The sequence below is a fragment of the Paenibacillus intestini genome, from assembly GCF_030803945.1.
GTDB lineage: Bacteria > Bacillota > Bacilli > Paenibacillales > Paenibacillaceae > Paenibacillus > Paenibacillus polysaccharolyticus.
Map to the genome: position 1 here is coordinate 559,391 of NZ_JAURUN010000001.1, position 23,549 is coordinate 582,939.

At 42.7% G+C, this 23,549-nt stretch carries 17 protein-coding genes; 4 read left to right on the top strand and 13 right to left on the bottom strand.

Going from position 1 to position 23,549, the window contains the following annotated elements; all coding sequences use genetic code 11:
• Positions 1–17 precede the first annotated feature (17 nt).
• The 3 genes from J2T16_RS02445 to J2T16_RS02455 are packed head-to-tail and all read right to left on the bottom strand — an operon-like array spanning position 18 to position 2,432.
• The gene (locus tag J2T16_RS02445) at positions 18–1,358 is read right to left on the bottom strand and encodes an ATP-grasp domain-containing protein (protein WP_499017703.1); all 1,341 of its coding nucleotides are present in this window, start codon (positions 1,356–1,358) and stop codon (positions 18–20) included.
• Positions 1,355–1,597, bottom strand: coding sequence for an acyl carrier protein (locus tag J2T16_RS02450; RefSeq protein WP_445645183.1), 243 nt, complete (start codon positions 1,595–1,597; stop codon positions 1,355–1,357). The genes J2T16_RS02445 and J2T16_RS02450 overlap by 4 nt, the downstream gene beginning before the upstream one ends.
• Positions 1,587–2,432 (bottom strand): class I SAM-dependent methyltransferase, encoded by an 846-nt coding sequence (locus J2T16_RS02455; RefSeq protein ID WP_145414308.1) that lies wholly within the window; start codon positions 2,430–2,432, stop codon positions 1,587–1,589. Before J2T16_RS02455 ends, J2T16_RS02450 begins: the two co-directional genes overlap by 11 nt.
• Before the next feature lie 210 nt (positions 2,433–2,642).
• Here J2T16_RS02455 and J2T16_RS02460 point away from each other — a divergent pair, with 210 nt between their 5' ends.
• From J2T16_RS02460 to J2T16_RS02470, 3 genes are all read left to right on the top strand, one after another.
• Complete coding sequence (locus tag J2T16_RS02460) at positions 2,643–3,437, top strand: helix-turn-helix domain-containing protein (RefSeq protein WP_499017704.1); 795 nt, start codon at positions 2,643–2,645, stop codon at positions 3,435–3,437.
• Complete coding sequence (locus J2T16_RS02465) at positions 3,431–4,411, top strand: cysteine peptidase family C39 domain-containing protein (protein WP_441930174.1); 981 nt, start codon at positions 3,431–3,433, stop codon at positions 4,409–4,411. Before J2T16_RS02460 ends, J2T16_RS02465 begins: the two co-directional genes overlap by 7 nt.
• Positions 4,412–4,514: 103 nt before the next feature.
• A complete protein-coding gene (locus J2T16_RS02470; RefSeq protein WP_499017705.1) occupies positions 4,515–5,279 on the top strand; it encodes a nucleotidyltransferase domain-containing protein in 765 nt (254 codons plus the stop codon).
• 133 nt (positions 5,280–5,412) lie between these two features.
• On the opposite strand, the gene J2T16_RS02475 is transcribed toward J2T16_RS02470, so the two are convergent.
• The 5 genes from J2T16_RS02475 to J2T16_RS02495 form a co-directional block, all read right to left on the bottom strand.
• On the bottom strand, positions 5,413–6,165 hold the full coding sequence (locus J2T16_RS02475) for an SDR family NAD(P)-dependent oxidoreductase (RefSeq protein ID WP_441930210.1): 753 nt from the start codon (positions 6,163–6,165) through the stop codon (positions 5,413–5,415).
• Positions 6,166–6,571: 406 nt separating this feature from the next.
• Positions 6,572–7,561, bottom strand: a complete 990-nt coding sequence (locus J2T16_RS02480; RefSeq protein ID WP_441930176.1) for an alpha/beta hydrolase — start codon at positions 7,559–7,561, stop codon at positions 6,572–6,574.
• A gap of 200 nt (positions 7,562–7,761) precedes the next feature.
• A complete protein-coding gene (locus J2T16_RS02485; RefSeq protein ID WP_441930177.1) occupies positions 7,762–8,991 on the bottom strand; it encodes a cytochrome P450 family protein in 1,230 nt (409 codons plus the stop codon).
• 164 nt (positions 8,992–9,155) lie between these two features.
• On the bottom strand, positions 9,156–11,996 hold the full coding sequence (locus J2T16_RS02490) for an alpha-L-rhamnosidase (RefSeq protein ID WP_499017706.1): 2,841 nt from the start codon (positions 11,994–11,996) through the stop codon (positions 9,156–9,158).
• 58 nt (positions 11,997–12,054) lie between these two features.
• On the bottom strand, positions 12,055–13,698 hold the full coding sequence (locus J2T16_RS02495; protein ID WP_445645185.1) for a type 2 periplasmic-binding domain-containing protein: 1,644 nt from the start codon (positions 13,696–13,698) through the stop codon (positions 12,055–12,057).
• Positions 13,699–13,877: 179 nt separating this feature from the next.
• Between J2T16_RS02495 and J2T16_RS02500 the strand changes: the two genes are divergently transcribed.
• Complete coding sequence (locus J2T16_RS02500; RefSeq protein WP_445645186.1) at positions 13,878–15,560, top strand: sensor histidine kinase family protein; 1,683 nt, start codon at positions 13,878–13,880, stop codon at positions 15,558–15,560.
• A 103-nt stretch (positions 15,561–15,663) separates the two neighbouring features.
• Here the strand turns inward: J2T16_RS02500 and J2T16_RS02505 are convergent, their stop codons facing one another.
• From J2T16_RS02505 to J2T16_RS02525, 5 genes are all read right to left on the bottom strand, one after another.
• Positions 15,664–17,367 (bottom strand): type 2 periplasmic-binding domain-containing protein, encoded by a 1,704-nt coding sequence (locus J2T16_RS02505; protein ID WP_499017707.1) that lies wholly within the window; start codon positions 17,365–17,367, stop codon positions 15,664–15,666.
• Positions 17,368–17,386: 19 nt separating this feature from the next.
• Entirely contained in the window at positions 17,387–18,262 is an 876-nt protein-coding gene (locus tag J2T16_RS02510) for a carbohydrate ABC transporter permease (RefSeq protein ID WP_445645188.1), read from the bottom strand.
• 11 nt (positions 18,263–18,273) lie between these two features.
• Positions 18,274–19,203, bottom strand: coding sequence for an ABC transporter permease (locus tag J2T16_RS02515; protein WP_441930183.1), 930 nt, complete (start codon positions 19,201–19,203; stop codon positions 18,274–18,276).
• 185 nt (positions 19,204–19,388) lie between these two features.
• A complete protein-coding gene (locus J2T16_RS02520; protein WP_445645189.1) occupies positions 19,389–21,986 on the bottom strand; it encodes an alpha-L-rhamnosidase in 2,598 nt (865 codons plus the stop codon).
• A gap of 27 nt (positions 21,987–22,013) precedes the next feature.
• Entirely contained in the window at positions 22,014–23,549 is a 1,536-nt protein-coding gene (locus J2T16_RS02525) for an NAD-dependent epimerase/dehydratase family protein (RefSeq protein WP_445645190.1), read from the bottom strand.

Here is a 23,549-nt window from a genome sequence, read left to right on the forward strand (position 1 = left end):
ATCCCGACAAACTTGGGTTACGTAATCAAGTTTAGCCCGGAATCCAGCAATGACTGGTTAACTCCGGCAACTAGATTTTGCATATGCTGCTGGCTCTCGTAAATGACTGCAAAATAAAGTCGTCCCATGGTACGTTCATTCAAATTATGATTTGTCAAAGGAGATATAAGTGTTCCCGAGGAGAGTGGCAAGATGCCCATTCCCCTCTCTTTGGTGTACAAGATCTGCTGTTGATTTAAATTTTGAAGCAAGTGCTCATATTGGAAACGGGCAGGAACTTCGAGATTGAACTGTACCAGGCTACTATGCAGCTGTGGATTGCTAATTAAGCTATCTACACCGTGTTTAATTAAACTCATGGATTTTCGGGCATTTATTTCAACCAGAGGCTCTATTGAACCATCTTGTAATATCATAGAGTCGATACAAACATCGCCAAAGTAGCCGTCCTGGTATAATAAACTTCCGATTTCTAACATTTGATCCGTGTAACCTGAAGCATACAGATGCGCTTTAAACGATTCACTCATCGTATGTGAAGCACCGAATGCGTATCCATGATTATCAAGTTGTTGAAAAGAAACGAGTTGAACCTCGCCCGATTCATGGATATAAAGTTGGCAAGAGAAATCAAATTTACGATCCAGTAGAGGTTCTACGACAAAACGAATCAACTTTTCCTGTGCAGCTTGCTTATCCAGATACTTGATCAAACGAAGCAAGGCTTTTTCGGAGTGAATGACGAAATTCCCTTTTCCGGACACACCAAACTCATCCTTTAATAGCACAGCTCCGTCACAAAGCATTTCTCTGGTGATCGCAAGTAGTTGTTCCCTCCCCTCGACGACTCTGCCGACATTCGGCAGGTTCAGCCGATCGCGCATTTCAAGTGAGTACGATTTAGCATTAATTCGCTGTACAATATTTTGCTCGGGATAATGGGATGCAAGATGATACTTTTGTGCAAAAGCTAGTGTTCCAGGTATTGCCGCAAACGCTTCCAAGGTTGCTTTTTCCAAAGAGAAGCAAGATAGTAGTTGATCCGTAACATCAGAGAGATTCATGATTTCAAAGACATTTAAGTGATCTATTTCGCTCTCCCTTTCTGCGGTAAACCATGGATTTCGATTCATATGGATGTCATATCCGATCGAGCGAATGTAATCATGTTGAACGGAGTCCATGACATGGCGCGTAAGCAACAAGTCTCCGGTTTTACAAAAGACAAACAAAAGCTCGTCCATGGAATCAGTAATCTTCTTTGTTTGTATATTTTGTATGGCAGGAATAGAAGCAAGCCGGGAATCGCGCCAGTACCGCTCTGCTTCAAATGATCCACAATGTAGAGCAAAATTCATACGCTGGCCATCTGATGGATGAATTGCGAAAATTTCCGCACGGATTGCAGATGCTCCAGACTGAAATGATCAAAATCAACTTCAATATCGAACTCTTCTTCAATACGTAAAATAAAATTGATAATATTCAGTGAATCCATTCCTGCATCATGAGTTAAGTCAGAGGATTCGTTCAGCTTGTTAATCAGGCTTGGGTCCTCCTTGATTTCGGCTATGATCTCAATAATTTTAGTTGTCATTTTTTACAGTCTCCCTTTTTCGTAGTACCACCACGATATCCGTCTGGGGTACAAATAAATTGTAATTCGTTACATGCACTTGTCTCGTTTCGGTCACGGATTCAATCTTTAATTCAGGAGGAAGACAGCGCTTGATGTGAGTAATTAATGTTTCTTTGGTAAATCTCCAAATTACACCATCAATCGAAGAGTTCGCCATATAACCGCCGTCCGTTACAGAACCTGAAAGAGACTTGAGCACAACCGGGTCCGCAATAATGATGGATCCACCGTCACGTAACAGTCTGCAGCTCTCTACGAAGGCTTTTTTGTGATAACGAATGTGATGAAAGCTTCGTGCAAACAAAATCATATCGCAGCTATGATCTGGTAAAGGAGTCGGCTTATCAATGAAGGCATGAATATAAGAATCAAACCTTCCCCACTTCTTTCCAAGTTTTAGTGCATTTAAATTCGGATCCATGTTGAGGAAACGAATATCCTTCTGCTTGCGAAGGTACTTGTTCAATAAACCTGTACCACAGCCCACCTGAAGAACATCGCCCCTTAAAGGGGGTAAAACTTTATAGACATTACGAGGAATCGGGAAATTTTGAACGTACATGGCTAATTCGTAGAAAATCGGATAACGCTCTTGCAGTCGAACCAATTTACTGGTGTAGAAAGGCTTCCGCTTTTTGTGACGTTTAAAGTCCCATTTGTTCAAATAGTAGACGGGGGATAATAACAAGAACAGAATAATAAAGACTCCTTGGACGCCATAAATTCCAAGTTTGCTAAAGCGATCATTGGACTTATGAGGCATCATTTGTTCAGAAGTATCGAAAATGATCACTCCCCTCTCACAACTTATAAGTGGTGTAGAACTCAATTCTAGCAAGATAGAGTGATCCAATATATGGTTGAATACGCCAAAAAATACAGATATACTGTCCGTAAGCAGTGCTTCCTACCAAATGACTTACGAAGCGGAGGAAATCTGATCATGCACGATTCAATCGTATTTAGAGAAGAGTATTTTTTTGACTCCTTTAGCCCCGTCCATTTGAAGCTGACAAAAGAAGAGCCGTTTACGATGCTGCATCACCATGATTTTGTTGAAATCGCTTATGTATATGAAGGAGAAGGGCTTCATCAGATCGGGGATCAATGTATCCTGGTCTCCAAGGGAGATTTGTTTGTTATCCCTCCTGGTGTATCACATGCGTTTCAACCACTGGATTTGAAAGAACAGGCCCCGTTATATATTATGAATTGTCTGTATAAGCCGTTTTTGGAGAAATCATTTTTTCGTGGAGGACGCACATGGTCTATGTTCGTCGAGCAACGTAATGAATTTCGCAATGTATTCAGACAAATGTTACATCAACAGGAGGCTCGTACCGCACCATATTTAGCTGCTGCTCAATGCCAATTACTGAATAAACTATTCTACATTCTCTACAATAGTAATCAGCAGAAATTGTTCAGAAAGACCGAGATCAAGGATTTTTCAATACACCGGGCAATTCAATATATGGGAACCCATTATAGGGATACACTTACACTTCAAAAAATAAGCCAGCTTGTTGCGATGAGTACAAGAAATTTTCAACGAATGTTTAAAAAAGAAACGGGTATCAGTTATATTCAGATGTTGCAACACATTCGTATGTTATACAGTTGCAAATTACTGGAGTATTCAAACTGGAGTGTTCAACAAATTGCTCAAGCGATTGGCATCGATGACATGAAATATTTTTACAAATTATTTAGAGAACATTGTGGAACGACTCCAGGGGCATATAGGAAATACATAGGGATTTCTACTGGGTTATTTCGGGAGGATACGACATGTTAGATATACAACCTCTCAAAAGTTTCGATACCCCCTTTCAAGTAACGTCTTGTATTGATGATCACTTCAAAACGGTTACTAATTGGCTAGGTAGGGATATGAGAACGATGTACGCAGATGCATGTGTCTTTGAGTACGATGCTGATCCACAAAAACTTTTGCTGGATCGCATCGTCTATCCCCGTTTAAACCTGAGTTATCTGGACACCTATCATGGTATAAAAGTTGATTTTAGAGATCGAGATTTCAGTGGGACTATGCTGAACAGCAACGAGGATGAAAAGCCATTTCTGGACATGCTGCAGTCTGAGTTAGGTGCCGGCATGGCTGTATTGGTAGGTATTGATGTGTACTATTGTCCATGGTCTGACGGGTATCACAAAACGCATGCACGGCATTCCTGTCTTGCTGTAGGCATAGACCAGAAAGACCAGAAAATAATGCTGGTGGATGCGTATTACGGACAAAAAAATATGGAGATGGAGCTCCAATTGTTTTTGAACATTTCATTTTACTACGCTATCTTTCGTATAACGCATCCCTGCTCTTTTCACAACGATTGGAAAGGACTGCTATCTTCCAGTTTATATGAACAAACGGGCGTGCCAACAATGCAAAACAGTATCCGGAACTTAGAGCAATTTGCTGAGGCATATTTAAAAGAAGGAATCGTTATTTCAGATCCCAAAATGGATACACAACACGCTATCTTTCAATGGATGAAGTTTTCATTGGCCAGACTTAGATATGCATCGTTTATCTTTTACTTACATGAACGTTCTCAGGAGAATATGTTCCATACGATTGGAGGACAATATTTAGAGCTTGCTAGAAGGTGGGATGCTATCATGAATCAGTCCATCAAATGTTGTTTTTCTGGCAATGCCTTGAGTCAGCGTCAGAAAATATATAATAAAATGCTTTTTATCATTCAACATGAGGAAGAATTGATAAATCAATTGCAGGATTTGGCGTAATCCACTATATATCTTATCTGTTCACTTCTGTAAATTTGAGGTTAATGAAGTTATCAAATCATACAGGAGTGATTTTTTTATGTTTCAACATCATCAGATTGCATTGAATCAATTGGTTGAGCTTTTAAAACCTGATCCTACGATCAGAGCCATTATAACGGCGGGCTCAATCGCTCAAGGTAAAGCCAGAGAAAACTCGGATATTGACGTTTACATTGTCGTTACAGATGAATCTTTTGAAGAAAGAAAATTGCAACATCAACTATCATATACAAATCATGAGATCTGTGATTATCCTGAAGGGTATATTGACGGCAAGATTATCAATTATCGTTTTTTGGAACTCGCTGCTGCACAAGGCAGTGAACCTACAAGGTATTCTTTCTTGGGTTCTAAGGCCGTGTATTCAACCATTCCTCAACTGGATGAACTTCTTCAGCGAATCCCTGTGTACCCGGAACAAAATCGCGAGAAAAATATAGTGGATTTTTATTCGGAAATTTACTTGCACGCTTTCTATTTTGCCGGAGAAGCCGTCAAAAAAAACAATCCTTATCTGCTCTCCCATACTGTTAGCAATTTAGTTTTATTTGCCGGTCGGGCAATTTTGGCGATAAATCATCAGTTGTTTCCCTGCCATAAAGGTCTGATGAATGCAGTCTCTAGAGTAACCAATAAACCAGAAGGCTTTGTAGAATTGACTAATGATCTCATCGCTCATCCCAATTACGAAAAATGTATGGATTATGCCAAGATCATGCTTGGATTCTATGATCCCGACATTGCATTCGAGCAAGCGCTTACTATTTTTGTGGCCAACAATGAATGGAACTGGATCGATCAGGAACCGCCTCTAGCGGATCGTTAAGCAGAATAAAGCGAATACTGAATTTTCAAAATATCATCTCCCAAAGTCAGGTATCGAATTGGAACAAACTAAAAGGCCATCACGGTCTGAGTGTGATGGCCTTGTGTGTTTATTTAACGTATTTACCTAGGTGTTAGAGCGTAAGCCCGCCGTCTGCTACAATGATGGAACCCGTCATATAGCTCGATCCATCTGATGCGAGGAATGCCACAAGCTCAGCAAGCTCCTCGGGCTCGGCATAACGCCCAATACGCATATTAGGGAATTCTTCCGGCATATAATCGCTGTCCTGAAGCATTTGTGGCACAGCTGCTGTGAGTGAAGTTGCTACTCCGCCAGGGCATATTGCATTCACACGAATTCCTTTCCTCACGTATTCAATGGCTGCTGCTTTTGTTAAACCTGCAACACCATGTTTACTTGCTGTGTACGCAGCCAAACTGTGCTCTGCGCGGATTGCAGTTGTGGAGGCTGTGTTAATGATATGGCCATAGCCTTGTTGATCCATCACCTTGAGCGCATACTTCATACCCAGGAAAATCCCCTTCAGGTTGACATCAATAATCTTAGAGAACTCGTCCAATGATATTTCGTGGAAGGGTTGGAATTTTTGGATAATGCCAGCATTGTTAAATGCTACATCAATCTTGCCAAACGATTCTACCGCTTTTTGAATATAGTTCTGAACATCTCCTTCGTTGGATACATCTGCCTGAATGAAAATGGCTTCTCCCTCCTGCCCTTTCACCAGTTCAAGAGTTTCATTTCCCGTAGCTTCATTAAAATCAACCAGTACTAATTTAGCTCCTCTTGAAGCCATAAGGACTGCACTTGCTCTACCGATGCCACTACCCGCCCCCGTAATCGTAATCACTTTCCCAGCCAGAGAATCTGATTTTTTGTTCACCGTTTGATTTGCTGCCTTTGGAGTCTCTTCTTCTACAAAAGTTACATTAGCGAGATCTGCTTTTAATGCAGACAAAATCGTTTCAGGCAAATCCACCTGAGGAATAGCGGCAAGTTGATCGAGTGTAAAATGGGAAGCCATTTTGAATGAAGGTTCGTTAATAAATTCTGGCAGATGTTTAGCAAGAAGTGCAGTTGCTTCCGCGTTATTTAATAATTCCGAAATTTTGATATTCTCATTGTAGTTTGTCATGTGATCCTCCAGTTGTTTGTTTTATGATAGTGATGCTATTATTGAAATGTGAATAATATCATTTTATGTCGAAACTTGCAATCCTTCAATTTATATTGGAATCGATGAATGCACTTCGCTGTTACAGCGATTTTCATGAATGAAATACCGGAATTTGCCGCAGAGAATCATTCAGTTGTATTTTCTTTTCTTCGTTTAATACGTCCCCTGCATATTCTATAATTACACCCAGTGGTACTCCCATGGCATCCGGATGAGGTTCCTCTCCAATCTCCGGCACAGCAGCAAGAATCAACTTTTTACACTTGTCATTCTTCCATAACGCCCCTAGTTTCACATCCAGGCTGTACTCCAGCACCTCTTCCTCAGGTAAATGCTCGAGATCTGCAGCAAATTCTCCGAATACACGGGTCATCCAGTTTGTACATAAACCAAACCATTGTGTAACGGAGGGCTCCACCATGCTGATCAGACCCATTGACGTTTGTGGACGGGCAAGGGACAGCCCATGAGTACCTGTAGGGAAAATATGCATCTCAAAAGGTACGTTTTGGCGAGTCAAAGCATCAGCAAACGCAAGGGAGTTACGCACAGGTACGAGCTTGTCATCGAATGTGTGGAATATAAATGTCGGGGGTGTGAGATGGTCCACCTTCTGATCTACTCCTGGAACAGGGACTGGAAAAATCGCTCTCATTTCTTCGAGAATACAAGGATAACCAAGAATCAAGGCATCAGGACGATCAGAACCCATCGTACTTAGTGCGGCAGCCAAATGTCCACCTGCGGAGAAACCACAGACGGCAATTTTTCGCGGATGAATGTCCCACTCTGCACTATGTGTGCGAATAAGCTTCAAGGCCTCTTCTGCATCGTTGAGAGGTCGTGGAAACGCAGCATCTTGATTGAGCGAGTAACGTAAAATAAAAGCCTGATATCCTTCAGCCAAAAAAGCAATCGCAACCGGTCCAGCCTCCCGATCAGAGCAGACCCTGTACCCTCCGCCAGGGAGGATAAGTACCGCTGGCCGTTGTTTTATATTTGGCATTTCGGGTGATGAATCTAGCAGATAGGCAGTCAGGGTAACATTTGTATTGCTCAAGTCATACGATAGAACTTTCATACACGTGCAGGTCTCCTCTTTTATAAGTTTAAGTTTCAAAGAAAAAGGAATACTTCCATTGTAGATTTCAGAGAAAGGCCCTGCTATAACGCGATACAAAGATCAAATAGCGAAATCGAAAGAAACCGTTCCAAGCAAAAAAACCGCGAGATCGCGGTTTTTTTGCAGTCAAACAACCTGTATGCTGTGAATATACGAATTCAGAAAAGAACCGGGAATTCATACAATCCACGAATAATCATGCCGGGGCGCCATTTTAATGGTTCGGGCTCGTCCTTGAATTGAATATCCGGCATTCTACGCAGAAGTTCATGAATTGCAATTTCTCCTTCAAGTCTGGCAAGTGGTGCTCCAAGACAAAAGTGAACACCTTTACCAAAAGCGAGGTGATTGTTTACCTTACGTGTGATATCAAAAGTATCCGGATCAGGAAATTGATCCTCATCGCGATTCGCGGAAGAAAAGGACACAAATAACATCTCACCTTTACGTATGTGTTTGCCCCCGAACTCCACATCCTCTGTAGCCCAGCGAATGTTACTTACTTCAGCAGGACCATTATAACGCAAAATTTCTTCAATAGCTGGCCCAATAAGTTCAGGCTGCTCCAATAATAATTGTTTCTGTTCTGGATTTTCGATCAAGGCTAACATACCATTTCCAATCAGGTTTACGGTAGTTTCATGGCCAGCGATAATCAATACAAAAACAAGGGCGTATAATTCTTGTTCGGATAATACATCCCCTTCTTCCTCAACAGTAATGAGGTCACTGATTAAGTCTTCTTGAAGTGACTGTCTTCGATCTGCAATCAGTGTCTGTAAATACTCTACAAATGCGCGCATGACTTGATCACTTTGCTCGTTCAGCTCGGGATTGTTGAACCCTTCCATAATGATATTGGACCATTCGCGAAATTGAATCTGATCTTTATGAGGCACACCCAGCATTTCGCAGATGACGATGATCGGTAAAGGGAAAGCGTAGTCCTCTATCAGATTCATCTCTCTCTTCCCTTTTGCTAAAACTTGATCCAGTAAATCATTGCTAATCTCATAGATTCGGTTCCGGAGGCGTTCAATCATACGAGGAGTGAATGCTTTTTGGATAAGTCTTCTTAATCGGCGGTGATCTTCAGGCGAGACACTAAGCAAATTGCGTGAGATGATCTCCTGATGAGGAGGAGCTGAACCAGGGGACTGTTGCACATAAGGAGGATTGGTTACAAAACGCTGATGGTCTTGCAAAATAGTTGAAACATCCTCGTAGCCAGTTACTAACCAGGCAAAATGCCCGCTAGGTAAAAGGAAACGGTGAACAGGGTCTTCCTTTCTCAAATGCTCGTATACAGGGAAAGGATTTTGAATAAATGCTTGATCCATAAAATCGACTTTAGATTGAGACTCGTTTTTATTTCCATGCGTAAACATAACTTCACTTCCCCTTCTTAAAATGATAGTTATAATATCAATACGATATATATTCTATCACGCACCGATATGACTTTCAAATTTTGATAAATTGATCATTTTTTGTATAGAAAAGCGCACAAGAATATGTTGTGCGCTTAGAATAATCGATATTAATCCAGGTTTTAAATCAGTTGAATCGTCATCAACTTGAGATCTAACTTATCCAGTTCTTCCTCCGGTGTGTTGAACGAAGGATAACTGGACAGCTCACGTATGCTTGCTTCCCCCATAGGGCCAATGATTGAAGGATCCAAGGAACCAAGCGTAGGTGAAAGCTCTTGCAGCATACTCCGGCTCTCTTCATTACGAAGCAACACATTGAGAGGGGTGCGTGTACTCAGTGTTTCTTTGTATGGAGTAGAAGGCATATAATTAAAGTCGTAATTGCCGCTGGCTACTTCAATGCAGACTTCATGGTCACCCTGTAATACCGGAAGACCGGCATCTGATAGTACAATCCCGTTCATGATGACCCGGTCAATAATTGCGCGTGGCAGCTTAATTGTTGCTGTCGCATTAAAGGGAACGGAGAAGCTTAAATACAATTTGCCTTGCTCGTCAAACTTCCATTCACTTCTGTAAGCTCCAGCTACCGTATCAATGTGGGCTTTAGTCCATTGAATTCTGAAATCTGGCATTGGCGCAAGCACGGTATGACGGAAACCAGGCCGATCTTCAGCAGGATTGATTCCAGCCATGTAACGATACATCCATTCCACGATCGCGCCATAAGCGTAATGATTCAACGAATTCATACCACTCTCGTTAATGTTCCCATCGGGTAAGATGGAGTTCCACCGTTCCCAGATGGTTGTAGCTCCTAAATTAACGGCATATAACCAGCTCGGGTAATCATCATTAAGCAAGAGTGTGTAAGCCACATCATTGCTTCCGTGTGCAGACAGAACACGATTCAAATAGGGCGTACCAACAAATCCTGTTTTCAGATGATTTTGATCCTTGCGTACGCGCATGAGGAGGTCTTCCTTTATTCGCGCTATATACTGTTCCGGTACGAGATTCATATACAATGCGACCGCATATGCGGTTTGGGTATCCACTGCCAAACGCCCGTTTGCTGTGAAAAATTCATTTTGAATGGCTGCTCTAACTTCCTGGGCCAGCTTTTCGTAGGAGGCAGCAAGTTCATCGTGTCCAAGCACCTTTGCGGCTTTGGCAACAATGTCCGAGGAGTACGCGTAATATGCTGAAGCGATGAAGAAAGGATCTGTCCCGCCCATCGGTGAATCGGGATTATCTCCATCTAGTGCCAACCAATCACCAAAGTGGAAACCTACTGTCCAGAGTCTAGCTCCCCCGGACTCTTCATCAGAACGTTTAATGTAATCTACCCATGCCTTCATGCTATCAAATTGTTGCTCCAGAATGGCCTTATCTCCGGAATGTACATACGTATTCCAAGGAATAATGGTTGCCGCATCTCCCCAAGCGCTTGAGCCACCGCCCTGCACTCGGCCCACAGGAACGACCATCGGAACCATTCCATCCCGTTCCTCCTGCTCCATCCACAAATCATAACCATATTTATTGAAAAAAGCATATGTGTCCATATTGTAGTTAGCCGTACCTGAGAAAACCTGTGCGTCTCCAGTCCAGCCCATGCGCTCATCCCGCTGAGGACAATCTGTAGGCGTGTCCAGGAAATTCCCCTTTTGTCCCCATAGTGCATTTTGGAATAATCGATTAACACCGGCGTGACTGGTTTCCAGATAACCAATACGATCCATATCGGAGTAAACTACACAGCCTGTAAAATCATTCAAATCCAGCACTCCAGGCCAGCCTTCTACCTTGACATACCTGAAGCCGTAAAAGGTGAAGTATGGACGTACAACCGCTTCCTCCCCATTTGCTGTATATACGTATTCCGCTTTGGCTGACCGAAGGTTTTCACGGAAAAAGTTTCCTTCCTGCAATACTTCGCCGTATTGCAAGCGGATCATGGTTCCTCGGGGTGCTGTTGTACGGAATTGAAGCCAGCCGACCATATTTTGTCCCATATCAATCACGGTTTCACCTGCTGGTGTGGTCAGAACAGATACAGGGTTTATCGTTTCCTTGATGACTACCGGGAGACTTCTTCTAGCTTGCAGCCGTTCGTATCCCAGATCGATTTCATGAACCGGATAGGTTTCACTTACGTCCAGTGTGGCATCGTTTATTTCTCCATCATAGATGTTGCCATCCAGTACATGGGAGCGAGTGGCGTGCCAAGACAGGTCCGATGGAATGACTTCTTCCGTACCATCGGCGTAAGTAATCACGAATTCCGACAACAAAGCAAAATGATCCCCATACAAATTGGCTGTTGTGTCACCTTCGAAACCAAAACGACCCTTGTACCAGCCGTTACCCAGGCGCACATCCACGGAATTTGTACCTACCCGTAGCAAATCTGTAATATCGTATGTCTGATATTGCAGCCATTTGTGATATGCATTATAATGCGGAGTCAGATATTCCTCCCCTGCTTTGACCCCGTTTAATTCCAATTCATATATGCCCAAACCGCAAATGTAGGCTCTTGCCTCCGTAATTGGACCTCTTAATTCGAAGCTTTTTTTCATCACGGGATGAATATCCCTGTCCAGATCAGGTGTTATCCACGTGGCCGTCCAGGATTCATCCATTTTTGCTGTTTCAAACCAGGCAGTTTCACTAACGGCCTGTTCCCCACGTTCATTCCACACGGTAACTCTCCAGAAGTATCGTGTCCGTAGAGCTAATTCCAAATTTGGCGAGTACGCAAGTGAATTGATATCCTGTTTCTTCCCGCTGTTAAATACGAGCTGTGAAAAAGATTCATCAAGAGCGATTTCGAACTGTGCCGCAATTTGTTTCGTTGCCGTAGTATCTGTAACCATGTAAGAAAATCTTGGATTGGATATTTCGAATCCTAGTGGATTGGAGATATGATTTGTTTTTAGCTTCGTAACCTTCATCTTTGTAACCTCCTGTGTCAATTCGCGTAATTCACTGGAAATCATTCGATGTAATGATCTAGTCTCCCGTGGATTGATACCACTCGTTTACTTCTTTTGTAATTTGTCTCCCGCCGGAATTCATCCACTTTTGTACAAACTCATCAAACGCAGCAAGTGGCTCCTCTCCATAAATAATCGAGTTGAAGGTTTCGATTTCAATTTTTTGCAAATAGGTGTTTCGAGCTTGCATTGTTTTGGTCGGAGGGCCTTGAAACAGATTACTGCGATCAATGTGCCTCTGTTGATTCTCCACAGCATCTGCCTGCATGGCAGGAAATTGTGTTTCATCCTTGGGGTCGATCCCCATACTTAGTAATATAGCGCGATCATGGGAATTGAGAGTTTTACCTTGGCCCATTTTCAGTGATGCTGCTTTGATTCGGGAAGGATAACTCGCATATTGTCCCATAAGGGTGTACTTATACGTGCTTACTTTTCCTCCAGGAATGTCCTTGCTGTTGCTATTTACGGATCCATCCGAGTTGATTACATAATCGTACCCGTTTTGATAAGCGCTAAGATACAAAGGATCATCGGTTATTGTAGCTTCGTATAAATAGTTCTGATACTTGAAGAATGCCTGTAAAGCTTCTTCTGAGATATGCCGGCTTATCATCAAAGCTCCACTGTATGAGTTTCCTTTTAAGCGAGCTACGGTTCCGTCCATTCCAACGGGAATTGGATAAGGTACAAACTCGGCTGACGAGTCCTTGGCTTTTAGTTGTTGGAAAGGATAGTCACCAAACCATCGGGGGCCAGCAACCATACCTACTTTTCCATCAATGATGTTCTGATTCACTTGGCTAAAGTCTTGAAGTGCTAGGTTATTACCAATGTAACCTTTCCTTTTCCATGATTTTAATGTCGCAAGCGCCTGTTTAATCTGAGGCTGGACACTTCCATACACGAGTTGGCCTTTTTCATTTTTGCTCCATATACTCGCGATCGCTCCATATGCACCGAATACCCATGAGATATCCCCTATCGGTGAGACGACGTACTGGTCTTTAATTGCAAAATCAATACCGTACGTGTCTTGAATGCCATTTCCGTCCGGGTCATCATAAGTAAAGGCATTCATGACCGTTTCCAGTTCGTTCAAATTGTTAGGAGCTTTGAGATTCAAGTGCTCCAGCCAGTCCTTGCGAATCCAGAGAACGGACTGTGATGCTTGCTCCGTAATGATCGGAATAGCCATACGCTTTCCATTGATCTCAAAAGGTTTCCAGGCTTCTGGCACTTCTGCCATTGCTGCTTTCCATGTGGGCGAAGCATAACGCTCCCAGGCTTCTCCTGCATCCAGGAGTTTTCCTGAAAGCATAAACGTGTTGACCGTATCCATCACATTCGACGTAAAAACATCAGGTAATACGTCATCGGAAGATAGCATTAGCCGAAGCTTCATATCATAGTCTTCAGCTGGAGCACTCCATTTTGTACGAATTTTTACACCGAGTGTGTTATAAGCCCAGCGGATGTGTACATTATCTGCAACATTTTCGCTGTTTTTATAGACGGTGGTCGGTTCATTCATTTTGACTGTTGTCAGCACAACTGCCGATTTATCGGGCTCAAGTTGTGGCGTCTTAGGAGTACATCCTGCAATGAGCAGGATCAGCCATAAGAATGAAAGAGAAAGATAAATTGGTTTCCAGTTCATACAAATTAAGCTCCTTCATTATCATCATATTGTGCCAGTGATTGAGTCTAAATAACGCTTTTTCAACATTACATAATTCATTCTTAACCTTACTTCCATATGTAAGTTAAATGGGTTGTAATTAAGAAGTGAGAAGCCTACAATTAGGTGAATTTAGTTCTTGGCAGGGGGATTTCAGATTGAGAGAGAAATACAGAACATTTCTGAGTATGGTAGCAATTACGTTTATTATGCTTGTTGCCGTTCTTATCATGTATACCTTTTCGGTTCAATCCAGTCTGGATACGGTGCAGAAGGATATTAAAACGAATAATCTCAATCGTGTGCAATTTGTAGTGAATTCGCTGGATCAAAGCCTGGACCGGTTAAACATGTTATCCATCTCGATGGAAACAGACAACTCCATTGCTTTGTTACGTTCTGTTGACGTGATGAGCTCCTACGAGCAGGTACAATTAATTCAGAATATCGCTACAAAAGTTAATCTGCAAAGTTTGTCAGAAGGATGGAACAACAAAATCTCAATCTATTCAACACTTTTGAAACAATGGATTATTTCTTCCGAGATGGGCATGAAAGCTCCTGTTTTTAACTCCAAGAATTCAGGATGGCATTACGATGAAGCCTCAGATAAATACTACAAATATAAAGTGATTCCTCAGACTATTATTCGACTCGAGTTCCCTCGAAGTAACCTTGAAGATATTGTTGAGAACTCCCATCAGGGAGAGAATGAGTCTGTATTTTATAATACTAACGGGAATTCCATCACACGTAAGCAGGCCAATCCGGTAACATCTAATATTGTAAAGGAGATCGCAGCTCATCTTCAACCAACTTCCGGTTCTGAAACCGTGTCCGTAAAAGGTGAAAAATATATCGTGAATTATGTATATTCTCACCAACTTGGATGGTATTTAATTGACTTCATGCCGCTTGATAGAGCTTTACAACCTATTCGTTTCAGTCAGTTCTGGTTCTATGCTTCTTGTATCATGCTGTTTATAGCAGGAACTACAATCATTGTGGTTCTCTTCCGTAAAGTTCAGATTCCAATCCTCGCTTTGTTGAAAGGTGTTCGACTTTTGAAGCATGGAGACTTCTCTTATCGAATACAGCGGGAGAGCAGTAACGAGTTTGATTTTTTATATGGACAATTTAATGATATGGCTGGGCAAATCGAGGATCTGATTGAAAAAGTGTATAAAGAGAAAATTGTAGCAAGGGAAGCCGTGTTAAAGCAGCTGCAGGCTCAGATTAATCCTCATTTTCTGTATAATTGCCTTTTCTTTATCAACAATATGACGCGATTGGGCAATGAGGAAGCGGTGACAGCCATGACACAAAATCTGGCTGAATATTTCAGGTATACGACGCGATTGGACGAACCTATGACAACCCTGGAAAAAGAGATGGGGATCATACGCAACTATCTTAAAATTCAGAGCTTACGTATGGATCGGCTCTCCTATGAGATTGAAATTCCGGAGGAATTAAAGACTGTGCCGATTCCGAAACTGCTCATTCAGCCTTTGGTGGAAAACAGCATCATTCATGGTATTGAAAAAAAGCGTGATTCTGGCCTCATACGGATCTCAATAAAACGTATTGAGCATGGGCTCTGTATCAGGATAGATGATGACGGAAAAGGAATGAGTACGGATGATATCCTTGCACTTAAGGCCAGGATTGCAAAACCTCCGATCGATACGTTGGGATGTGCGCTCTGGAACATTTCGGAACGCCTAAGAATACATGATCCTGTCCGTTCACATCTCGAGTTTGAGCAAAGCCCGCTTGGTGGTCTGCGCGTCCAGCTGCATTGGTCTCTTGAACCACAACCAAGTGAAAACATGGATTGAGCTATGAAATTGACCGCATGGATTCTCCTCCGTTTAACCAATAATTCGCATCAAAACAAAGGCACCTGGATTGTTTTAATCCAAGTGCCTTTTCTCTGGCTTATTATTGCTTCACCGTGTCATACCACTCATTCACTTCCTTAATAATTTTATCTCCTCCAGATGATTTCCACTTTGCGACAAATGAATCGAATTCATCGACGGGCTTTTTGCCATAAATAATTTCAATATAGGAGTCGATCTGCATTTTGGTTAATAATTCCTGCCTGGAAAGCATCGTTTTGGTAGAAGGACCTTGGAAATACTCTGGTACATCGATATCACTTTGATCCATGGCAACCAGCAAAGCTTTTGAAGAAAAGGCCTCCAAAGGATTTGATGTGTCATTGCCAAGAATACCTGTTGGTGCCAGTGCAGCTAACTCTTGATTACTCAATGTTTCGTTTTTAGCCATTTTAACATTGGCTTCCAACCGTTTGGAAGGATACACGGCGTCCGAGCCCGTAATCGTGTATTTCATCGTTGAAACTTTGCCACCTGTAATTTTACTCTCATCCATAACCGCTTTGCCATTCTCAATCACATAATCGTATCCATCCTGAAAACCCTTGAATAGCAATGGATCATCTGAGTTATATGCCTCGTACAACGCATTTTGATAATGGAAAAACGCCTGTAGAGCTTCTTCTGAAATATCCTTATTGATCAGGATCGCACTCGTGTATGGATCCGCGATTGTTCGCATGTTTTTTCCATCTGCTCCCTTAGGAATCGGATATGGATTATAAATCGCATTGGGATTGGATACCAGCAGCATCGATCCCGGATAAACCATCATCCAGTTTTCTCCGCCCAGCATACCCACTTTTCCGGAGGCAACGTTCTCGGCTACTTTATTAAAATCGTGCAGAGCAATGTCACTCGCAATGTATCCCTTGTTCATCCACTCATTGAGCTTGCTCAAACCTGACTTGACCTCTGGTTGAATGGATCCATACTTGAGGTTACCATCTGTGTCTGGATACCAGCGTTCCGGTATGGCTCCAAACATTCCAAAGAACCATGAAGTATCACCCATAGGTGAGCCGACTACTTGATCTTTCATCGCGAGTTCCAGAGCTAACGTGTCCTTTTTTCCATTGCCGTCTGGATCTTGATTCACAAAAGCATCCATCACCTTCTCGAGCTCATCCAATGTCGTTGGCGCTTTAAGGTTTAACTCATCCAGCCAATCCTGTCTGATCCAAAGTACAGACTGTGTTCCAGCTGTAGGCCGAAGTACCGGTATGGCAAATTTTTTGCCATCTTTCATGAAAGGATACCAAGCGGTGGGTTCCTCCGCGAGAGCGGCTTTCCAGGTATCCGATGCGTATTTGTCGAATGCTTCTGTTACGTCAAGCAATTTTCCTGAGTCAATAAAAGTGTTAATCGTGTTGGATTGGCTTGAGTTAGCGACGAATAAATCAGGTATCTTGTCCCCGGAAGACAACATTAGCTTCAACTTAGTGTCGTAATCTACCGCAGAGGATGTCCATAACGTTTTCATTTCTACGCCGAGCGTATCTTTGGCCCAGCGGGTATGAACATTGTCCATATAGTTTTCACCATTTTTGAATTTGACTGTAGGGTCCTCGCTTCTCACCATTGTTACCGATACCGCAGGCTCGATTTTTCCATTCACAATTTTAATTTCTTTCGCTGGCTCATTCGATTTGGCAGTCTCTTCTTTATTGCTGCATGCAGCTAACAGACTAAAGCTCATCGCAAGAAGCAGACATCCCCACATCATTTTTCTTTGTTTTTTCATGCTCTTTCCCCCAAGTAAATTATTCTTTTACCGCACCGATAACGATCCCGGCTGTGAAAAACTTTTGAAGCACAGGATAGATGAGCAAAATCGGTATAGCCCCAATTAAGACCTGAGCTGCCCGAATAGAACGATTGTTAATTTTCGCAATGTCATTCACATTGCTGGCATCGACAACCGGTACAGCAATTAGAGATTTGAGGAGCGTACTGAGTGGTACATTGTCTCCCCTCATATAAATGGAGCCCGCAAACCATTCATTCCAGTCGTTCACCACCATAAATAGTCCTACGGTTGCAAGGACAGGCAAGGATAGCGGCAGAAACATGTTGAAAAATACCTGCCAGTGATTGGCTCCGTCCATAAAAGCAGATTCTTCGATCTCCTTCGGTAATGCTTTGAAGAAGTTCATGATGAGAACGAGATAAAAGACATTGACCAAACCTGGAAGCACAAGTGCCCAGATGGAATTATACAAGCCAATTTTGGTGACGAGCAGATAGGTAGGAATCAGACCGCCATTAAACAACATGGCAACTACAAACAGGCCTACAAACAGTTTGTACCCAGCAATGCCGTCTCTCCCGCTGCCTTTGGATAACACATAAGCTGCCATACAGTTGATCATAAGTCCAAGCACCAGACTTAACACAGTACGCTGTATTGAAATCCATATCGCTGGCAGGAAAGCGGGATTCTCAAGTGCTTTCAGATAGGAGTTAAAGGTGATATCGATCGGAAAAAAAGTAACTCTGTTTGCCATAACGGCTTCTGTTGAACTTAGCGATATCGCAACAACATGAAGCAACGGTATAACACAAATTAGTGCCAGTAATATCATGAGTACATTATTAAATGTCTGAAACCAGCGCTGAGGCGTAGACATCACTTGCATAAGATCCCACCTTAGAAAATTTTATAGTCAGCTACTTTGTAGGCAATCCGGTATGCACCCAGAATTAAAATCAGACTGACGATGGACTTGAATAAACCGATTGCAGTAGAGAAGCTGTAGTTGCCATCAATCAGACCGATCCGATAAACAAAAGTATCGATGATATCACCTTTTTCATATACCAGAGGGTTATATAAATTAAATATTTGATCAAAGCCTGCATTCAGTATTTGACTGAGTGAAAGTGTTAGTACCACAGCTATCGTTGGAATTAGAGATGGTAAAGTGATATGCAGCATTTGTTTCCATTTGCCTGCTCCATCAATCTGAGCTGCTTCATACAGTGCTGGATTGATTCCAACTATGGCCGCGAGGAAAATGATGGAACCATATCCAAACTCTTTCCACACTTCACTCGATACCACTGTAAACAGAAACCAATTGTTATCACCTAGAAAGAAGATGGGGTTGAATCCTAATGCCTGCAGTGCCTGATTAACAAGACCGCTGTCCGGGTTAAGAAGCTCAATAAAAATGCCGCCTAGAACAACCCATGAAAGAAAGTGTGGGAGAAAAACAAATGTCTGAACGGTACTTCTTAATACTTTGCGGCGGACTTCATTAATCAGCAGTGCAAAGCCCATCGTCGAAATAAAACCAAAAACCAGTTTTAACACCGCGATCCGAAGTGTATTCCAGATGACTTGCACGCTGTCTGGATATTCAAATAGAAATTTGAAATGTTCCATGCCTACCCATTCGGATCCCGTTATCCCCAGATAAGGTTTGTAATCCTGAAACGCCATGACTAGTCCGCCCAGGGGCATGTAAACAAATACAAGAACCAATAGTACGGCGGGGCTTAACATTAGGTAGAGCTGCCAGCGATCTCCTCGTCTATTGATTTTCATTTTGTCCTTTTTTGGGGCTGCCAACTCCATTTGAGACCTCCTCATGTCTGATGTAGAATAGTATTGCTGGATTTATTGTAAGCGCATACAAGTCTGCAGGATATAATGCAATACAAAGGATGAATAGCGTTTTCTTAACTTATAGTTGAAAATGCTTATCGTAAAAAAGCCGCCATACCGGCGACTTCATTACGTATATCGTTCTATGGGCCAACCTAATGTACGACAGGCTGCTCTTTATAACTATTTTTGGAAAGAGCGTTTGTACTCAAGGAGCATTGAAAGCTGTGCTGTCCACTCGTCAAAATGTGTATCTCTCCATTGGGCATGTGCAAAGAGCATGTTGTAGAAACGGGAACTGTAACCTCAACATGGAATAGATGTTCATCCCGTTTCCAGTCTACACTTGCCAGGCCGTAAGGTGTAACTGTAGAGGCTTTAGCCCATGTAATACCTCCGCCAATCATAGGAGCGACTCGGAAAGTCTGATATCCGCCGCTGGTGGGCTCCAGACCTGCCAGCCTTTTATAAAGCCAATCGCCCACAGCTCCATTCGCGTAATGATTAAAGGAAACCATTCCTCCATTCGATTCTTCTGCTGACTTATTGCCGCTTAGTTCCTCAATATTTACAGTTCCATCAGGTCTGAGTGCATCCCAGCGTTCCCAGATCGTTGTCCCTCCAGCCTTCACCTCGTATAGCCAGGATGGACATTCCTCCTGTAACAGCAGTTCATATGCAGCGTCAAGCTGTCCATTGTCAGAGAGGGCAAATAGCAGATAAGGGGTTCCGGTAAAGCCTGTTGTAAGGTGATTTCCAGCTTCGTGAATTAATCGAGTCAAATTATTCACCATTTGCTTTGTTTCCTCACCTTCCGTCATACCAAAATGAAGGGGGAGCACATAGGCCGTCTGAAATTCTTCTTTCATATTCCCCTGTTTATCAGTAAATACCTTCCGGTACGCGGTAATAATTTTTTTTCTTAAATCGTAGTAATAGGATACATCTTCGGTGTGCCCTAGAATGGAAGCAATCTTTGCCATAATGCCACACGAGTTAGCGAAATAAGCGGTGCCTACCCATTTCCCTTTTTTAATCCATGCTTTGGCATCTCCTTCCGGTGCAGCCCAGTCGCCAAAATGGAACGGGAAACGCCAAACATAACGATCTGCAGGCGAGACGGCTAGGAAAGAAGACCACCATTTCGCTGCTTTTAGAAATTTCTTCATGGAATCATATTGTTTTTCAAGAACCTGTTTATTGCCGCGTGCCAAGTATTCAGCCCAAGGGACCAGAATACTGCTGTCTCCCCAACATGAATTAGCCATTGCAGGCCAGTGATCTCCACCTCGGGGAATAACCATAGGAAATCCGCCACCTTTGGATTGTTCTGCACGCATATCCATCAACCATTTATCAAAGAATCGGCTCATGTCAAAGTTAAAACAAGCTGTTGAAGCAAAAACAGCAATATCCCCTGTCCATCCCTGACGTTCATCCCGTTGCGGACAGTCTGTTGGAATATCAACAAAGTTGGAGCGCCCACCCCATCGAATGTTACTCTGAAGCTGTGTTAACAGTGGATTGGAACATGAAAAATGACCAATCTCCTTGAAATCAGAATGCAACACGTAAGCCGACAGTTCAATCTGGTCCGGATCTATCCCGGTCAAACCCACATAACGAAACCCCATATAAGTCAACCGAGGTGAATACGTTTGCTCTCCTTCCAGACAAACATATGTCGCAGCAGCCTTCGCGGTACGTAAAGATTTTACGAAGAGTTCCTGTTCTACCAATACTTCAGCGTGTCGGAACACAATCTTTTGATTGTGTTTTCCTACAATTTTGGCTGTGATTACGCCTGCAAAGTTTTGACCAAAATCATAGATGATTTCACCACTCGGTGCTACTGTGCGGGATACCGGTTTCAATTCTTCCTGTACACGCACGGGCAAACCATACTGCGCTAATAGTTCCGGATTTTTGCGAGGGCGGGTTATATCTACCGGCTTCCATCGAACAAGGTCCAAATCAATAGCGGCATCATAATGTTCACCGTCATACCATTCTGCCATACGATAGTTTCCATGCAGAGTAACTTCCCACGTTGGATCGGTAACGATTAAATCTGATGTACCGTCTGTATACTCAATGTACAATTCCAGCAATAATGCTTGACGATCAGCACTAATTTTATTTTTGCGAACATAATTAAATGAACCGACAGCCCATCCCCCTGCTACTACAGCTGTGACTGCGTTTGATGATTTCAGTTGATGTGTAACATCATAGGTCTGGTACTGGATCTGATGATCATATGAAGTAAACCCTGGAGCAAAGTAATCTTCTCCCACCTTTTCACCATTCAGAGCAAGTTCATATACCCCCAGTGCCGTTACGTTTATCCACGCCCTTGTCACCGTCTGCGTGAGTTCAAAGTTACGGCGAAACGTCATAGGTACAGGAGAAACCTTTTTAGGGAAATCGTAGGACATATCGGTAATCCATTGAGCAGACCATTTTGTACCCATTCTGCCTGTCTTGAATAAAGCAAAATGCTCTGCCTGTTCTCCACTGGTTCCGGTTGCTATGATCCTGACATGATATTCCGTATGCGGTTTTAGCGGCCCGGTGTAAAGATTGTTAATCTGATCTGTGGTGGTCACACGCCAGTCACCAACTTCAATGATGGCTTCTTGCAACTTTTCTCCAGCTCGATCTGAAGAAAGTGCAAACGAAATCATGGGTGCATGATCTGTAATACAGCCGAATTCCAATCCGTTGATCTTTATGGAAGATAGCATTAACATTATGGCCTCTCCTGCCTTGTCAAAATATTATACATCCAGCTCGGAAACTATTTTTTTATAAACTCTGGTCTCATTCGGAGCATGTAACGGAGTCCATACTTGAGCAAAAAATGGATCTATTTTTGCACGTTCAGCATAATTCCAACTCTCACGTTCACATTCAGGGCACCAATGACCCGCATGCAGCACCAGTTTCGGACTGGCTTGGAATGTATGTCCAAATGCACATGTAAAACTCAATTTATTTCTCCAGTTTCCTTTTTCCATCTCTGAGGACAAGCATTGTCCTCCCCGAAATGCAGCGGCCGACTTTACATCATTAATTCCGAGATCCCTCTCAGGTTTGGTGTCATCGTATCCATGATCAATATGAACTACGGTGTTCCAGTCTTTGAAATGCTGGAACTCGCTTAATTTATCAGGGATGCTGTTCCATGCCTCTTTACTGCCCCAATACGCATCAATGTGGTCTTCCACATTCTCTTCGATGAACCGCAATGTGCCATGTTCCGTTCGGGCCGGTTTTTCAAATATTTTTTTCATGACAGTTCCCATGATTCGTTCGCCAAACGGCAGTTTACACAGAATTTTCGCCGCGGTTGCCTGAGAACCCAGATTTTCAAGGTAACAACGATAAAAATAATCCATACCGTCCTGACGGAAATGCAAATAATCGTTTAGCTTGTCCGAATCGAGGTAGTACTGTCCGTGAAAATTACGAGTGGCATACCATTTCGGATTAATCACATGGTCAAGGTTTTTGAAACCAATTGCCCCGTAGAGTTTTTGGTACATCTCAAAGGTACTGACACGGCAGGATTCTCCGCCTCCTATATTGTAAACATGACACCAGAAATCCTCTGGCAGCTTGCCTGTAAACTCATAATTGCACAAATTCTCCATCATTCTGCCAGAGTCACGGTCGGATACATACTCCAGGACGTTGTCCAGACAGTTGTGAAACATAATCGCATCCATAATTTTACTCATGGCGGGTCCCATAATTCCGGTTTGGCGCAGGCTTACCCAGTATTTGAGCCCGGATTCAATCACAAGACGCTCGGCTGCAATTTTAGAAACGGCATAATAGTCAAACATGCTTGGTTTAAGGGGATCACCTACTCGCCCCCAATGGATAGGTGGCATGCGATCACCGGTCTCTGCGATGGTTCCGATAAATACCAGCTTGGTATGGTCCTCTTGGCCATGTTCGTATATAGCACTCACCAGATTTTTGACGGCACCATAATTAATTTGCATAGCTTTCTTGGGAAAATAATCTGCAGCAGGTGACACAAATGCAGCAATGTGCAGAATCAAATCTACATCTTTGACACATTCAAGCACTTTTTCATAGTCCAGTATGTCTCCATACTTTATCGTTACTTCGTTCAACTCTTGATAAGGCTCCAGGGCCTTGCGATCCTTTTCCGTATCCAGACACAACGTAACAATGTCATACAGATGGCTGTCTTTGATCATTCTTTTCAGGCTTTCCTGTCCCATGCCACCGGATGCACCAGTAATAAAAACACGTTTTTTGCTGATCATGGTCTGACTCAT

Bases quoted from the DNA above. Each gene is read 5' to 3' on its own strand.
- J2T16_RS02445 (WP_499017703.1), bottom strand. From the start codon at position 1,358: ATGAATTTTGCTCTACATTGTGGATCATTTGAAGCAGAGCGGTACTGG.
- J2T16_RS02450 (WP_445645183.1), bottom strand. From the start codon at position 1,597: ATGACAACTAAAATTATTGAGATCATAGCCGAAATCAAGGAGGACCCA.
- J2T16_RS02465 (WP_441930174.1), top strand. From the start codon at position 3,431: ATGTTAGATATACAACCTCTCAAAAGTTTCGATACCCCCTTTCAAGTA.
- J2T16_RS02480 (WP_441930176.1), bottom strand. From the start codon at position 7,561: ATGAAAGTTCTATCGTATGACTTGAGCAATACAAATGTTACCCTGACT.
- J2T16_RS02485 (WP_441930177.1), bottom strand. From the start codon at position 8,991: ATGTTTACGCATGGAAATAAAAACGAGTCTCAATCTAAAGTCGATTTT.
- J2T16_RS02490 (WP_499017706.1), bottom strand. From the start codon at position 11,996: ATGAAGGTTACGAAGCTAAAAACAAATCATATCTCCAATCCACTAGGA.
- J2T16_RS02495 (WP_445645185.1), bottom strand. From the start codon at position 13,698: ATGAACTGGAAACCAATTTATCTTTCTCTTTCATTCTTATGGCTGATC.
- J2T16_RS02505 (WP_499017707.1), bottom strand. From the start codon at position 17,367: ATGAAAAAACAAAGAAAAATGATGTGGGGATGTCTGCTTCTTGCGATG.
- J2T16_RS02510 (WP_445645188.1), bottom strand. From the start codon at position 18,262: ATGCAAGTGATGTCTACGCCTCAGCGCTGGTTTCAGACATTTAATAAT.
- J2T16_RS02515 (WP_441930183.1), bottom strand. From the start codon at position 19,203: ATGGAGTTGGCAGCCCCAAAAAAGGACAAAATGAAAATCAATAGACGA.
- J2T16_RS02520 (WP_445645189.1), bottom strand. From the start codon at position 21,986: ATGTTAATGCTATCTTCCATAAAGATCAACGGATTGGAATTCGGCTGT.
- J2T16_RS02525 (WP_445645190.1), bottom strand. From the start codon at position 23,549: ATGAGTCAGACCATGATCAGCAAAAAACGTGTTTTTATTACTGGTGCA.